We start from the raw sequence: 14,995 nt of genomic DNA on the forward strand, positions 1-14,995 counted from the left end.
CCGTGCCCGGTCGTGGCGAACGCGGGCGCGGGATCCACGCTCCGGTCCCGGCCCGATGGATCCTGCGTACTGCGCCTCGCTCTGCTCGCTCGGCAACTGCGAAGAGAGTCGAACTCCCATGCTCCGATGAGGCGATGAGCGCGAGCCCCTCCCGAGGCACGCGCCCACCCGGCTGGGCGAAGCGAGCATCTCAGCCGGAGGAACACCGCGCGCCTGCGCGACGCCCACAGCCGCGGGGCGTATTGTCGAGGCGTCATGATCCTCTTCGAGAACGTCACCAAGAAGTACCGGGGCACCGCGAAACCAGCGCTCGACGGTATCGACCTCAAGGTCGACCGCGGCGAGTTCGTGTTCATCGTGGGCGCCTCCGGTTCGGGGAAATCGAGCTGCCTGCGCCTGATCCTGCGCGAGGATCAGCCGAGCGCGGGCAAGATCCACGTGCTCGGCCAGGACCTCAGCAAGATCTCGTCGCGCAAGGTCCCGTACTTCCGCCGCAACCTCGGAACCGTGTTCCAGGACTTCCGCCTGCTCACCAACAAGACCGTCTACGACAACGTCGCCTTCTCGCTGCAGGTGATCGGCAAGTCGCGCGGCTTCATCCAGGAGGCCGTGCCGGACACGCTCGAGATGGTGGGGCTGTCGGGCAAGGCGAAGCGCTACCCGCACGAGCTCTCCGGCGGTGAGCAGCAGCGCGTGGCGATCGCGCGCGCCATCGTCAACAAACCCGCGATCCTGCTCGCCGACGAGCCCACGGGCAATCTCGATCCCGCGACCAGCCTCGGCATCATGCAGCTGCTGCGCGCCATCAACGCGGCGGGTACGACGGTGGTCATGGCCACGCACGAGGCGACCTTCGTCGACATCATGCAGCAGCGCGTCGTCGAGCTCTCGCAGGGCGTCGTGGTGCGCGACGAGGTCGGCGGCGGATACGGCGAGACCGCGTCGATCCCCGTGACCGACCTCTCCGCCGAGGGCGTGCAGGTGCTGCGCACCACCGAGGCCGTGGTGCGCGCCGCGCTCGCGCCGGGGGACGTCCCCGAGACCGAGCACGCCGAGACGGTGGAGGCGGCGACCGCGGCCGAGGCGCTGGGCGGGGACGAGCGCGATCCGGACACCGCTCCCGTGGCGACCGTGAGGACGGCACGGCGCGCCGAGACCACCGAGGGTGCAGAGGGCGCGGGTCCGTCCGAGCCCGGAGCCGCCGCCGAGGCGGTCCCGGATCCCGAAGGGGCCTCGGACGCCGAAGAGACGGCCGCTCCGGAGGAGGCCGGATCGTCGACCCGCGAGGCCTCGGTGTTCGAGGAACCGCACCCGTTCGGCGCCGACGACTCCGACATCGACGATGACGACACGGTGCGCTCCGGCGGGCCGCAGGCGCGCCGGATCCCGAGCTTCCTCGATCCGGATCGCCCGATGGATCCCGTGCGCATGTCCGAGACCGGCAGCCTGGCGGAGCACCTCGGGTTGCGCCGGAAGAACGACGACCAGACGGATGTGGGGCCGGTGCGATGAGGGCGGGACTGGTGCTCGGCGAGGTCTGGAACGGCCTGCGCCGCAATATGTCGGTGGTCATCTCCGTGGTGCTGGTGACCTTCGTGTCGCTCACCTTCGTGGGGGCGGCGATCCTGATGCAGCTGCAGATCCAGCAGATGAAGACGTTCTGGTACGACCGCGCGCAGGTGGCCGTCTACCTCTGCACGGACTACGACCAGAGTTCGACCTGCGCCGGCGAGGACGCGGGCGAGGACGAGATCGCGGCCGTCGAGGAGGCGCTGCAGTCGGACACGCTGCGCCCCTACGTCGACGACTTCTTCTTCGTGACGCACGAGCAGGCCTACAAGGAGTTCGTGCAGCAGTTCGAGGGCAACCCGATCGTCGACATCACGAAGCCGGAGCAGCTCAACCAGACCTTCTGGATCAAGCTCAAGGATCCCTCGCGCTCCGACATCATCACGGAGACGTTCTCGGGCATCCCCGGCGTGCAGAGCGTCTCGGACCAGCGCAGCCTGCTCGATCGGATCTTCCTGTTCCTGGGGGTGGCGAGCTACACGGCGATCGTCATCGCGGGGCTCATGCTGGTGGCGGCCATGCTGCTGATCTCGACCACGATCAGGCTCTCGGCGTTCTCGCGCCGGCGGGAGATCGGGATCATGCGCCTCGTGGGCGCGTCGAACCGGTTCATCCAGACCCCCTTCATATTGGAGGGCATCATCGCCGCGCTCTTCGGCGCCGTGCTCGCGAGCGCCGCGTCGGTGGCGATCGTGCGCTTCTTCGTGCAGGGATTCCTCGCCCGGGAGGTGCCGTTCACGAGTTACATCACGGTGGAGCAGGCGCTCGTGGTGCCGCCGATCCTCGTGCTGGTGGGAGTGGTGCTCTCGGCGATCGCGGCGAAGATCGCGATCACCAGATACCTGCGGGTGTAGCGCAGAGCGTCCCCGGGGCGGGCCGCGGATCCGGATCTCGGGGCCGGGGCTCGTCGAAACCGAGCCCATCGTGCGAGCCCGAGCCCTCCCGCGCCGATAATCCGTGCGGGTTGGAGCAATCGGCTCGGTTCGGGCGCCTCGAGGCCGGGCGCCGCGAGGCCGGGCGGCGCCTCGAGGCCGGGCGGCTCGGCGTGGCGGGCGGAACGGCGGCGGTGTGCGATAAGCTGGTTCTTCGCGCGTGAGCGCGGACCCCGAACCACCCCGGCCGCAGGAAGGATGTGACATGAGCCCGAAGGAGACCGGCGAGAAGCTGATCGCCTCCAACAAGAAGGCCCGGCACGAGTACCACATCCTCGACACCTACGAGGCGGGCCTGGTGCTCACGGGCAGCGAGGTGAAGTCGCTGCGCATGGGACGCGCGTCGCTCGTCGACGGATACGTGTTCATCGAGCGCGGCGAGGCCTGGCTCGACGCCGCCTACATCCCCGAGTACCTCAACGGCTCGTGGACGAACCACGCGCCGCGCCGCAAGCGCAAGCTGCTGCTGCACCGCCAGCAGATCGACAAGCTCTACCAGAAGACCCGCGAGGGCGGCATGACGATCGTGCCGCTGCGCCTGTACTTCCTCGACGGCCGCGCGAAGGTCGAGATCGCCCTCGCGAAGGGCAAGAAGGAGTACGACAAGCGCCAGACCATGCGCGAGCGGCAGGACAAGCGCGAGGCCGAACGGGCGATGCGCACCCGCAACCGGATGGGGGAGTAGGCGCTCCCTCGGGTGTCCCCGCGTCGCGGGCGGATCCTGCGACGCGCCTGACGCGGTGGCGCCACCGCGGAATGCGCGGAACGCTGGCGCGTTCCGTTTCAGCATTCCGCGCACGCAGGAGGACGAGGTCGAGCACACCCCCTGTCCATCCTGCGCGGAGCGAGCTTGCGAGCGCAGTCGCAGGATCCACCGGCGCGGTGCCGACGCCGGTCACGCCGCCTACACCGCGTCGAGGGCACGGCTGACGTCGAGCAGGATCCCGCTCTGCAGCCCGTGCCAGTGCCGGGTGTCGGGATCGGGCCACGACGAGAGCTTGACGATCACGGAGTCGGTGCGCGGATCGAGCCAGAGGTTCTGGCCGTGGATGCCGATGCCGCTCACGTTGCCGCGCTCGTTGCCCGTGCACCACCACTGGCGCGTGTAGCTGCCCTCGGGGAATGCGGAGGTGAAACCCTCGTCGGTCATGGCTTCGCGGGAGCCGCCGGCCAGCACGCTTTCCACCCAGCCCTGCGATACGACCCGTCCGCCGGGAGCGACGCCGCCGTCGAGCATCATGCGGCCCACGCGTGTGAGATCCCGCGCGGTGCAGGAGACGCCCCCGTTCGCGAAGCCGAAGCCGGTCTGGTCGACCGTGATGGTCGCATCCCGATCGGCGTCGAGCTTCGCCCACAGGTACGTGGAGAGCGCTTCGACGTAGCGCAGACCGGTGACCCGCTCGACGATCCAGGCGAGCACGTCGGTGTTCGCCGAGCAGTACTGGAACTCGCCGGTGCCGCCGTCGCCGCGGAGGGTGGTGAGGAACTCGTAGGTGTCGGCGGGGTCCCCGTCTCGCCGCGTGCGCCAGCCGGCGGAGCGATCGTGGGTCTGCACCTCCGAGGCCGGATCGACGTAGTCCTCGTTGTAGTCGATCGAGATCTGCATGTCGAGCACCTGCAGCACGGAGGGCCCGTCGTAGACGGAGCCCGCGAGCTCGGGTACATACTCGGTGACGGGCTGCGCGGGATCGATGCGCCCCTCGTCGATCAGCGCGCCGACGACCGTGCCGCACAGCGACTTCGAGACGCTCATCAGCAGGTGACGGTCGTCGGGTGCGAAACCCGCCCGGTAGTACTCGGCGAGGACCTCGGAGCCGCGCAGCACGAGGAATGCGTCGGTGCAGGTCTCCTCGAGCCGCTGCTCGAGATCGGGGAGCCGCGTCGCGAGCGCGTCGAGCCGCACGACGGGCTCCGCGGGCGTCGCCGGGTCGCGCCGGGAGACCGCCGCCGTGGGCAGCAGCTCGCCCAGGCGGGCGAAGGCCCAGCGGTTGTGCGGGGCCTCCTGCCAGCTGTCGAGTGTCGGCTCCCCGGCCGCGGCTCCGGGATACCTGGCGGGGTGCTGGCCGGTGGAACGTGCGTTCATCGAGTGTCTCCGAAGGTGTAGCCGCGGCGGGTGAAGAGATAGTAGAGGCCACCGCTGACGATCATCGCGACGGGGGCGGAGAGATCGATGTAGCCCATGGCCTCGGCGACCGCGCCGCTCCAGAAATCGGTGGTGAGGAAGAAGGAGGCGGCAGCGCCGCCGATGATCCCCGCGGCGAGGCCGGGAATGCTGAAGCCGCCGGTGTACCAGTACTTCGCCCCCCGGCGCTCGTCGAAGAGATCGAGGCCATCGTATCGGTTGCGGCGCAGCCAGATGTCCATGCAGTAGACGGTGATGCCCGGAGCCGAGATGAGGATCAGCACCTGCAGCATGATGTTCACCGCGTCGAGCAGGCTGGTCGACATGACCAGGTAGATGGTGAAGAAGGTGCCGAGCACGCCGATGATGATGGCCGAGGGGATGCGCCGGATCGGGATGCCGATCGACTGGAACGCCATGCTGGCGGTGTAGGTGGTCATGCCGTTGAGGGCGACGGTGTTGACGATGACGCCGATCACGAAGATGGGCGCGAGCCAGACCGGGAGCATGTCGAGCAGGGCGAACTCGATGCCGAACTCGAGTGCATCTGCCGAGACCACGCTGCCGAGCAGCGCGCCGATCGAGGTGAAGAAGAAGGTGGGGAGGGCGCCGCCGAGGGCCGTGGCCGCGATGATGCGGGAGGGCTTCGTGTCGGCGGGCAGGTACCGGGCCATGTCGGCGCTGTTCGAGAACGAGAGCGGGGTCGAGGCGAGGATGGCGAAGCTGATGGTGAGGCTCGACCACAGCTCGATGCCGCCGAGGGGCTCGGGCTGCTGGAAGGACCAGTCGACGGTCGGCAGGATGAACGCGGTGACGGCCAGGAAGATCACCAGCAGGGCGATGGTGAGTGCCGCGTAGGCCTTCAGGATGAGCGCGTGGCCGTAGACCGCGACGAGCACGGTGATCGCCGCGACGCCGATCGTCACGAAGATGAGCGCCAGATCCTTGTCGACGCCCAGCTGCGCGAGGAGCTCCGCGCCCATGAACGACGAGGCCACCCAGTTGAGGGCGAGGAAGACCCCCGAGATGAACCAGCCGTAGAAGGCGATGTAGATCTTGTTGCCGATCACGCCGTAGATCGCGCGGGTGATCACCGAGCCGGAGGTGCCGGCCGCGGGGCCGCTGATCGCGACGATCCCCGGGAGGACCCAGAGCAGGTTCGAGGCCGCGATGACGATGATCGCCTGCCAGATCTCGAGCCCGAGGAGAACGGTGAGGGACGCGCCGATGGTGAAGTTGAGCACGCTGACCATCGGCGCCGCCCAGACGCCGAAGAGCTCTCGCGGGCGCCCGTGGCGTTCGGATTCGGAGATGAGCTCGATGCCTCGGGTCTCGGGCTGAGTGGCGACGTCGACGAAGGCTTCGTCGGCGGTGGCGGGGGTCTTGCGCACGGGGGAGTTCCTCTCGCGAAGCCTCGAGCGTCGTTGCCGGGCCGGGCGGAGCAACTCTGCTATTGGTCATGAGGCCAATGGGCTATTGGTCACCTATACAATATGAAGATGGACAAGGTGTCAAGCCGGAAGGCGCCGAGGGTGCGGAAGCAGCCCGAGGAGCGGCGCGCGGAGATCCTCTCGGAGGCGGCGCGGATCGCGCTCGAGAGCGGGCTCGAGCGGATCACGCTGCGCGCGGTGGCCGAGCAGCTGGGCGTGAGGCCGGGGCTCATCAGCCATTACTTTCCCGCGGCGGAGGACCTGGTGATCGCGGCCTTCGAGCTCGCCATCACCACCGAGCGGGAGTGGCTCTTCAGTGCGCGGGGCACGGCGCTGGAGCGTCTCATCGGATTCGTGCGTCGCGTGGAGTCGGACGAGGCGGCCGAGCTGGCCCGGCTCTGGCTCAACGCCCGTCACCTCGCGCGCTTCATGCCGGCGCTCGTCGAGGCCATCGAGCGGCAGGAGGCGCTCGATCGGGACCGCCTGATCGAGCTGATCGAGGATGGCAGGACCGAGGGGGCCTTCGAGGTCGCGGACGTGCTCGGCGCCTGCGTGCGGATCTTCATGGCGGTCGACGGCTTCGGCGCCTATGCGAACAACCGGACGCCGTTCGAGCACGAGGCCTACGACCGCTACGTCATCGACGTCTGCGAGTGGGCGCTGGGGCTCGATTCGGGATCGCTGCGCGCCGCGGTGCGGCGCGTCGGGTGATCCTGGATTCTTCACTTCGGCCTCCGGAAGTGCTATCCTGTAAGGCCGGGATCGATCCCGGATTGACAATTCCACAGCGCGTGATGCGAATGCCCCAGACTGCGCCGCCGAGGCGCATCGCACGGGGCCGATCGGTTTCGACACGTCGATTTGAGACTGTGAGAAGCGGGCCGAGGACGCGGAGTTATCTCGTAAACGCCCTTCGCAAATCATAGGTGCCAACGCTAAGCGCACCGACTTCGCTCTCGCTGCCTAAGCAGTAAGACCGAGTCCGTCAGGTCGGGTGGGCCTCCGCCCCGGTTTCCTGGCGTCATCTAGGAGGCTTGCTGGTTCGTCGTGCCGCAGGGCGAACCGGGACTTTCACTGAGGCTGGGCCTGTCATCCTAGGTGTTCGTGGCAAAGGATGGGGCCGAGTAGAACGTCTGCACGAACTACGCTCGTAGAAGGCACGGAATCGTCGAAGTGGACCGGGGTTCGATTCCCCGCGGCTCCACCGGAGCACCCGCATCACGCGCTGTGAGAATCCTCCCCGCCCGGGGCTGCTTCCGTCGCACCCGCGCGGCCGCGCGATGGTCCCGCATCCGAGTCGGGGCCGCGGATGACCCCCGTTCCGGGGTCGTCTTCGGAGCAATGCGCCGTGCGCGGGTGCCGGAGTCGCCGCGGCTGCGTATGATCGCAGTCATGGCCAACACATCCGTGCCCGCAGCAGTCCAGGCTCTCGTCGACGCGATCAACGCCGCCGACATCGAAGCCTTCGTCTCGGCGTTCACCGCCGACGGATTCGTCGACGACTGGGGTCGTGTGCTGCACGGACCCGAGGGAGTGCGCAGCTGGGCGGTCACCGATGCGATCGGCGCGGGAGCGCAGATGAACGTGATCGAGGCCGTGACCGACGGCGACGTCACCGAGATCCGCTTCACCTGGAGCAGCCGGGTCTTCAACGGCGAGTCGACCGCGTTCGCCACCGTGCGCGGCGACCGGATCGCCTCGTTCCGCATCCCGCCCCACGCGTGAGCGCCTCGCCGACGATCTCGACTCACTCGCGGGTCAACGCGACTCTCCGGCGTCGTGGGCGACCACGGATGCGGTGATCTCGCCCATGAACGGTGCTTCGATGAGCCGGGAGACGCGGCAATCGAGCACGTACAGGCCCGACCCGCCGTCGAGCCAAGCGGCGAACCCGGCGAGATCCGCGAGTGTGCGGATCGTGCTTCCCGCCGCCCCGACCGCCCGGGCCGCCGCCGCGAAATCGACCTCCTCGATGAGCATCGGCTCGGCGGCGAGGCCCTGAGCGTTCGCGTATTGGATGACCTCTGCGTTGTACGCGGCATCGTTCCAGACGAGCACCACGCATCTGGTGCGCGACCTGGCGAGCGTATCGAGGTCCGCGAGCGCCATGAGCGCGGAACCGTCGCCCGTGGCGGCGAGCACGAGCTCCCCCCGGGAGGCCGCGCAGGCGCCGATCGCTCCGAGGAGGCCGAGCCCGGTCGATTGGAAGGCGGAGCCCATGAACAGCGGGGGAAGGCTCGGGTCGGGGGAGAGATATCTCGGCGCCCAGGAGATGCTGTGCCCGATGTCCTGCACGAGGCGGCGTCGCGCCGGCAGGATCTCCTCGAGGCGGATCGCGATCGCGCGCGGGTCGAGGCGTCCGTCCTGCGCGAGTTCGGAAGCGGGGCGCTCGGGGGCCGGAGGAGACGCGGTGCCGAGCGTCGCCGCCCAACCGGAGGGCCCGGCGCCGATGGCTCGAACGGCCGAACGGAGCGCGGGGACGAGATCCGCCGCGTCACCGCGGAGCGTGCGTTCGATCGGGGCCTGCGTCGGCCCCGGGTCGAGGTCGATCCGGATCACTCTCGCGCTGCCGAACGCCCGCCCGAAGCGGGTGCTGAAGGGGTTCAACCCGGCGCCGACGACGAGCACGGCGTCCGCTGACGCGATCAGGCCCGCTGATTCCTCATCGGCGAAGCCGCCGACGACCCCGAGGGAGGGGAGGCCCGATCCGAAGGCGCCGCGCGCGACCGCGGTGGTCGCCGTCGGCGCGCCGAGGGCTTCCGCGAGCTCCCGCAACTCGCCGATCATCCCGGCGAGAAGGGCGCCGCGCCCCGCGACGATGAGCGGCCGCTCCGCGGCGGTGAGGATCTGAGCCGCCTCGGCGACGTCATGCGGCCGATCCGTCGCGCTCGCGGAGCCGCCATCCGCGTCGCCGGATCCCGCAGCTCCTGCGACCCGCACCGCCGCTGCGGAGCGGTGCTCGGCGAGCGGTCCAGGGGTCCGGCCGTTCCGGGGGACCCCGGTGTCGGCCGGTCGCGTCGCGATGTCGTAGGGGATCTCGATCACGACCGGACGGCGCTCGGAGCGCGCCGTCTCGACGGCGCGACGGATCTCGTTCCCCGTGTTCGCCGCGGTGAGGGTGACGGAGAGCGCGCCGACGGCGCGCACGCATGCGCTCTGGTCGATGTCCCAGGGTCGCGGAGGCGTGGGCGGCGCGCCGGTGACGAGCAGGAGCGGCGACCGCGCCGCTGCTGCCTCCGCGAGCGGCGTGAGGGCGTTCGCGAAGCCGGGACCGTAGGTGGTCGTGGCGATCGCGAGCTCGCCGGCCGCTCGCGCGAATCCGTCGGCGGCGCCGACCGCGCCGGCTTCGTGGCGGGTCGGGGTGAACGGCACGCCCGCCGCGACGAGCGCATCGACGAAGTGCGCGTTCCCGTTCCCGAGCACCCCGAATGCGACGCTCGCGGCCCGTGCGAGTTCGGACGCGGCGAGCTCTGACACCGAGGGCGCCGAGGACGGTCGCACGGTGCTCATCGGATGCCCCCGTCCCACACGCGGACGCCGTCGACGTAGGTCTCGAGCACGGTGATATCGCCGATCTCACGCACCGGCGTCTCGAACGGGTCCCGGTCGAGGACCACGAAGTCCGCCCGTTTGCCGATGGCGAGCGATCCAGTCCACTCGTCCGACCCGGCGGCGCGGGCCGCGTCGATCGTGTAGGCGGCGAGCGCCTCTTCGACGGTGATGCGCTCATCCGGCGCGAGCGCGCGGCCGGTCTGGGAACGCCGGTCGACGAGCACCTGGATCGCGCGGAGGGGCGTCCCCGCGTGCGGTCGGTCGGTCGAGGCGACGAGGCGCACACCCGCATCGAGCAGCGATCTGCCGCGGTACAACCGCTCGGTGCGCTCGGGGCCCATGATGTCGGCGAAGTCGTCGCCGCTCGTCCAGAGGAAACAGGGCTGCGCGACCACGGTCACGCCGAGGTCCGCCAGGGCGGCGAGCTGGTCGTCGCGGATGTAGGCCCCGTGTTCGAGCCGCGGCCTGGTGTCGGCCCCCGGGGCGCGCCGGTGCGCCGCGCGCAGCGCCTCGATCGCCGCGTCGATCGCGACATCGCCGATCGCGTGGATGGCGATCCGGTAGCCGGAGGCGTGCGTCGCCGCGACCTGATCGATGAGCTCGCGGCGGTCGCCGGCGAGCATGCCGACGTTGTCGGTGCCCGTGTACGGCTCGCTGAACGCGGCGGTCCTCGCCATCATGCCGCCGTCGAACCAGAACTTCACCGGGCCGAGCGCGAGGCGCTCGCCGCCGAACCCCGACGCGATGCCAAGATCGAGTCCGAGTTCGATTCCGTCGCCGGGGTTCGGTGCAAGCGGGTGCAGCGCACCGTGGTGCGGCATGAGGGTTGCACGCACCGGGAGCCTCCCCGAAGCGGCGAGGTTCTGATAGGCGCGCAGCTCGACGGCGGAGATCGAGGCGAGACCGGCCCCGATCCCCGCGTCGACGACGCTCGTCACGCCGTCCTGCGCGCACTGCTCGGCGGCGATGCGCACCGCGCGCTCGATGAGCTCGACAGGGTACGGATACACCTGCTCGCTCACGAGTTCCTGCTCCTCCTCGAGGAGGAGCCCCGCGCGTCCGAGGCACGCGTCGGCGAGGTCCTGATCCCTCGCCCCGGCGAGCGCCGCGGTGCTCGCCACCGACGCGTGCCCCGAGAAGTGCTTCACCCAGACCGGCCGTCCGCCTCCCGCCGCGTCGAGCTTCGCGGCGGTGAGATGCGCGCCCCCGATGCGTCGCTGATCGTAGCCGGTGACCTCGATCCATTCGGTCCGGCCCCGCTCGTCCGCCGCCTCGCGGATTCGGGCGAGCACCCCCTGCGGAGTGATCTCGTCGGTCACGTCGACCGTGAACTCGCGCATCCCGGTCCACCCGAGGTGGGTGTGCGCGTCGATGAAGCCCGGGGTGATCGTGCGACCGCGGCAGTCGACCGTGGTCACGGCGTCGAGACCCGCGATGTCGTCGTCGAACCCGAGAATGCTGCCGTTCCAGACGGCCATCGCCTCGGCGAGCGGCCGGGACCGGTCGGCGGTGCGGATGACCGCGTTCGTGAGGATGAGGTCAGCGCGCACGCTGCACTCCTTTCGTGAGGGGCATGGAGGGGATTGGCGGGGCGGACGCTATACGAGCGTCGTGGCCGGTTCGGCGGATCCGGCGGGTTCGGAGCCGCTGTCCAGCCGAGCCCGGTCCCGTTCGACGCCGGCCTTGATGTACGGCGTCTGCATGAGCAGCACGCACACGAGGGTGGCGACCATGCCCGCGGCGAGGAAGCCGGCGATCGACCACCAGCTCCCGGTGGCGAGATACAGCCCCGACACGATGGCCGGTGCGAATCCCGAGAAGATGCCGACGAGGTTGAAGCCGAGCGACATCCCCGAATAGCGGATGCGCTCGTCGAACAGTTCCGCGAACAGCGTCGGATACGCGGCGAACGGGAGCGAGATGATCGGGAACCAGATGATCATCGCGAGCGTGATCGACCACGCCTCGTTGATGTTGATGAGCATGAAGAACGGAGTGACGTAGAGGATCCCCAGCCCGACTGCCCAGTAGATGAGGCTCTTCGGGCGGTACTTCAGCATGATGACGGCGTAGATCGGGAGCACGACGAGCTCGGCGACGCCGCCCCAGAGCACGGCGCTCGTCACGTCCGTCGCCTCGCCCTGGAGGGTGGTGGTGACGTAGCCGACGAGGAACACGGTCGCGACGGTGAAGCCGGTGAGCTCCAGGATGCGGGATCCCGCGACGAGCAGGATGCGGCCCCAAGCAGACACGATCGCCTCCTTGATCGGGAATCTCGCCGATCCGCTGTCCGCCGTCGCCGAGGTGAAGTCGTCGGTCTCCTCGACGGTGCGGCGGATCACGTATCCCACGACGATGAGGAGCGCGCTCACGAGGAAGGGAATGCGCCAGCCCCAGCTGAGCATGTCCTCCTCCGGCAGCATGGCGACGAGGATGAAGGCGCCGTTCGCCATGATCGTGCCGACGGGGCTGCCGAGCTGCGGGGCGACCCCGAAGAACGCGCGCCAGCGGAGCGGGGCGTTCTCGGTGACGACGAGGACGGATCCGCCCCATTCGCCGCCGACGCCGATCCCCTGGATGATGCGCAGGAGCACGAGCAGGATCGCCGCCGTGCTGCCGATCTGCGTGGCGTCGGGAAGGAGGCCGACGGCGACGGTCGCCGCCCCCATGACGAGCAGCGACCAGGTGAAGGCCACTCGGCGCCCGTGGCGATCGCCGATATGCCCGAAGATGACCGCCCCGAGCGGTCGGGCGAGGAAGCCCACCGCGAACGTGAGCAGGCTGAACAGCGTGCCGAGGGCCGGGTCGAGATCGTGGAAGAAGACGCGGTTGAAGATGAGCGCGGACGCCGTTCCGTAGATGAAGAAGTCGTACCATTCGATCGAGCTTCCGAGGAAGGCCCCGACGGTGGCTCTCGTGAGGTTGCGGTTCATGTTTTCCTTTCTTGGCGCATCGTCGCGCCGGATCGCCGCGGGGTGCGGCTAGCCTTCGATGTGAGGGCAGCGCCCCCGCATCATGGACGAGATCTCCCGCTGTCCGACGTCGCCGCCCGCGAGTGCGGCGGCGACCGTCTCGACGTCGCGCTCCGGGCGATTCTGCCCGAGCTTGGTCTTCACCTGGAGGTCCGCGACAGGGATCGAGAATCCGAGCACCTGCGGGAGGAGCCGTTCGAGCCGCGCGTGCGACGCGGCGTCGAGCGTCCAGGGGCGCGGGGCGAGGGAATGCGATGACTCGTGGTCGGCGACGAGATCGAGGAGGTGGTCGCGCAGCTCCGTCTCCGCGAGCCGTGTCGCGTTTCCCGCGATGTGCACGGGCACGTAGTTGTAGGTCGGCAGACCCTCGCTGTGATACCAGTTCGGAGTGATGTAGCTCGCGGGGCCGGGGAAGACGACCGTCACCCGCCCGCCCGCCGCGAGCTGCCGGCTCGTGGGGTCGACGAGGGGCATGTGCCCGACGAGCACGGGGTCGCCGTGCTCGTTCTCACGCCAGAGCACGGGCATGTGCGCGATGGCGAGCGGGTCCTCGGTGATGATGATCGCGAGCGGATGGTGATCCACTACGGCCTTCGCCGTGCCGAGCGGGTCGCTCGGGGCGTAGGAGGGGTTGATCCACATTGACGTTCCCTAACTGTATTGATACAGTTTGTAACTGTGCTAATCGATGAACTGGCGCCGGTAGCGTACACGGACGATCTGGTCTCCGCAATCACGTCCCGGATTCGTGACGGGAGACTCGCCCCCGGAACGCGGCTGCCGTCGATCCGCGCACTCGCCGCGGCCGTCGGCCTCAGCCCCGGGAGCGTTGCGACGGCGATGCGCACCCTTGCGGCGCGCGGGCTCATCGTGTCGACCCAGGGGCGACGAAGCGTCGTCGCCGATCTCGCGCGGCTCCCGGTGAGCTATCTCTCAACCGTGCCGACCGGAGTCGTCGACCTGAGCTCCGTCGAGCCCGATCCGGATCTCCTCCCCGATATCGCCTCGTACGTCGGCCCGGAGCTCTATGCGGCGAGCATGTACGACGCGACGAACCTCGTTCCCGAGCTCGATGCCGTGGTGCGGGCCGCATTCGAGGCCGACGGGGTGAGCGGGGAACTCACCGCGACGAACGGCGCGCTCGACGCGCTCGAACGGATCCTCGCCGCGCGCCTGCACCCGGGCGACGTCGTTCTGGTCGAGGATCCGTGCTGGGGATCGCAGCGCACGCTCCTGCAGGTCCTCGGTCTGGAGTGCGTCGGCGTCGCGATCGACGATGAGGGCTTCCTTCCGGCGGCGCTCGCCGCGCGGCTCGCGCAGCGCCGGGTCTCCGCGGTGATCCACACCCCGCGCGGACAGAATCCGACCGGCTCCGCGCTGACGGCGGAGCGCGCGCGTGCGCTCCGCCGCGTGCTCGAGAGGCATCCGGACGTGCTCGTCATCGAGGACGATCACCTCTCGGACGTCGCATCCGTGCCGTTCCACACGCTCACGACAGGCCGCGCGGCATGGGCGATCGTCCGCTCGTTCAGTAAGACGCTGGGCCCCGATCTCCGCCTCGCGGTCGCGGCGATGGACTCCGATACGACGGACCGGGTGCAGATGCGCCAGCTCATCGGTCCAGGATGGGTGAGCCACCTCACCCAGCGGCTCGCCGCACGAGTGCTCGCCGATCCGGTCGCTCGGGACCGGATCGCACGCGCCGCGGCGAGCTACGTCGAGCGCCGCGAGCTGCTCATCGGCGCCCTCGCCCGTGAGGGGGTCGAGGCGCGCGGCGTCTGCGGGTTCACCGTCTGCGTGCCGGTTCCGGCCGAGGCCGAGGTGGTCGCCGCGCTCGCGCGGAAGGGGTGGGCGGTGCAGGCGGGAGAACCCTACCGGCTCGAGAGCCGGCCGTTCATCCGAGTGTGCATCTCCCCGCTCACGCCGAGCGGGGTGCTCGAGTTCGCGACCGACCTGGCGTCGGTGCTGCTCACCCCTCGCCGCGCGCTCCGACGCTGAGGGCGCCCGGGCGCACGGCGCACCCGGGTGGGGGCGCAGGCTCGACCCTGCGGCTCCCCGGAGCTTCAGCGGCTCAGGGCCGCTCGGCCCAGGCGCAGCCCATCACGCCGTCCTGGATGACGCCCACGAGCTGCCATCCGGGGAAGTCCTCGCCGTACACCGGCCAGGCATCCAGCGGGAACACCGACACCTCGGCGCCCCCGGTCACCTCGGGTGATCCCGTATCGGGCCCCGCGTAGATCGGGCCCCTGTAGGGATCCGCGTGGTAGTCGGCGGCGACGGGGCACAGCCCGCCGAAGCCGCCCACCGGCGCCGTCTGCACCGGCCACCACTCCGAGCCGTGGAGCTCGATCGCGGAGACGGTGCGGGTGCGCTCGTCGCTGCCCACGTCCACGCAGGCGAGGGTCATGTCCTCACCGA

Annotated in this window: 13 protein-coding genes and 1 other RNA gene; 7 read left to right on the plus strand and 7 right to left on the minus strand. The window is 69.8% G+C overall.

All coding sequences use genetic code 11. The features are described from left to right. Positions 1-255 precede the first annotated feature (255 nt). From ftsE to smpB, 3 genes are all read left to right on the plus strand, one after another. Positions 256-1,512: a cell division ATP-binding protein FtsE gene (gene ftsE / locus ACWKZU_RS09635; RefSeq protein ID WP_449282107.1), complete on the plus strand. Its 1,257-nt coding sequence runs from the start codon at positions 256-258 to the stop codon at positions 1,510-1,512. After that, positions 1,509-2,423, plus strand: coding sequence for a permease-like cell division protein FtsX (gene ftsX, locus ACWKZU_RS09640; RefSeq protein WP_079941836.1), 915 nt, complete (start codon positions 1,509-1,511; stop codon positions 2,421-2,423). The genes ftsE and ftsX overlap by 4 nt, the downstream gene beginning before the upstream one ends. A 283-nt stretch (positions 2,424-2,706) precedes the next feature. Next, positions 2,707-3,186: an SsrA-binding protein SmpB gene (smpB, locus tag ACWKZU_RS09645; RefSeq protein ID WP_079941835.1), complete on the plus strand. Its 480-nt coding sequence runs from the start codon at positions 2,707-2,709 to the stop codon at positions 3,184-3,186. A gap of 219 nt (positions 3,187-3,405) precedes the next feature. Here smpB and nylB read toward each other — a convergent pair whose 3' ends face one another. Beyond that, positions 3,406-4,584, minus strand: a complete 1,179-nt coding sequence (nylB, locus tag ACWKZU_RS09650) for a 6-aminohexanoate-dimer hydrolase (RefSeq protein WP_449282108.1) — start codon at positions 4,582-4,584, stop codon at positions 3,406-3,408. After that, positions 4,581-6,014, minus strand: a complete 1,434-nt coding sequence (locus tag ACWKZU_RS09655; RefSeq protein ID WP_449282109.1) for a purine-cytosine permease family protein — start codon at positions 6,012-6,014, stop codon at positions 4,581-4,583. The genes nylB and ACWKZU_RS09655 overlap by 4 nt, the downstream gene beginning before the upstream one ends. 108 nt (positions 6,015-6,122) lie before the next feature. Between ACWKZU_RS09655 and ACWKZU_RS09660 the strand changes: the two genes are divergently transcribed. From ACWKZU_RS09660 to ACWKZU_RS09670, 3 genes are all read left to right on the plus strand, one after another. Further along, a complete protein-coding gene (locus ACWKZU_RS09660; protein ID WP_449282110.1) occupies positions 6,123-6,764 on the plus strand; it encodes a TetR/AcrR family transcriptional regulator in 642 nt (213 codons plus the stop codon). 123 nt (positions 6,765-6,887) lie between these two features. Further along, positions 6,888-7,260, plus strand: a transfer-messenger RNA (tmRNA) gene (gene ssrA, locus ACWKZU_RS09665). A gap of 185 nt (positions 7,261-7,445) precedes the next feature. After that, a complete protein-coding gene (locus ACWKZU_RS09670; RefSeq protein ID WP_449282111.1) occupies positions 7,446-7,778 on the plus strand; it encodes a nuclear transport factor 2 family protein in 333 nt (110 codons plus the stop codon). A 33-nt stretch (positions 7,779-7,811) separates the two neighbouring features. Here the strand turns inward: ACWKZU_RS09670 and ACWKZU_RS09675 are convergent, their stop codons facing one another. The 4 genes from ACWKZU_RS09675 to ACWKZU_RS09690 are packed head-to-tail and all read right to left on the minus strand — an operon-like array spanning position 7,812 to position 13,219. Next, entirely contained in the window at positions 7,812-9,563 is a 1,752-nt protein-coding gene (locus tag ACWKZU_RS09675) for a thiamine pyrophosphate-binding protein (RefSeq protein ID WP_449282112.1), read from the minus strand. Then, on the minus strand, positions 9,560-11,155 hold the full coding sequence (locus ACWKZU_RS09680; RefSeq protein ID WP_449282113.1) for an amidohydrolase: 1,596 nt from the start codon (positions 11,153-11,155) through the stop codon (positions 9,560-9,562). The genes ACWKZU_RS09675 and ACWKZU_RS09680 overlap by 4 nt, the downstream gene beginning before the upstream one ends. Positions 11,156-11,203: 48 nt before the next feature. Next, entirely contained in the window at positions 11,204-12,538 is a 1,335-nt protein-coding gene (locus ACWKZU_RS09685) for an MFS transporter (protein WP_449282114.1), read from the minus strand. Positions 12,539-12,586: 48 nt separating this feature from the next. After that, positions 12,587-13,219 (minus strand): FMN-binding negative transcriptional regulator, encoded by a 633-nt coding sequence (locus ACWKZU_RS09690; protein WP_449282115.1) that lies wholly within the window; start codon positions 13,217-13,219, stop codon positions 12,587-12,589. Positions 13,220-13,255: 36 nt separating this feature from the next. On the opposite strand from ACWKZU_RS09690, the gene ACWKZU_RS09695 reads away from it, so the two are divergent. Beyond that, positions 13,256-14,575, plus strand: coding sequence for an aminotransferase class I/II-fold pyridoxal phosphate-dependent enzyme (locus ACWKZU_RS09695; RefSeq protein ID WP_449282116.1), 1,320 nt, complete (start codon positions 13,256-13,258; stop codon positions 14,573-14,575). A gap of 73 nt (positions 14,576-14,648) precedes the next feature. Here ACWKZU_RS09695 and ACWKZU_RS09700 read toward each other — a convergent pair. After that, on the minus strand, positions 14,649-14,995 hold a 347-nt coding region (locus ACWKZU_RS09700; RefSeq protein ID WP_449282117.1), incomplete at its 5' end, for a hypothetical protein.

This window comes from Leucobacter sp. (assembly GCF_053528595.1).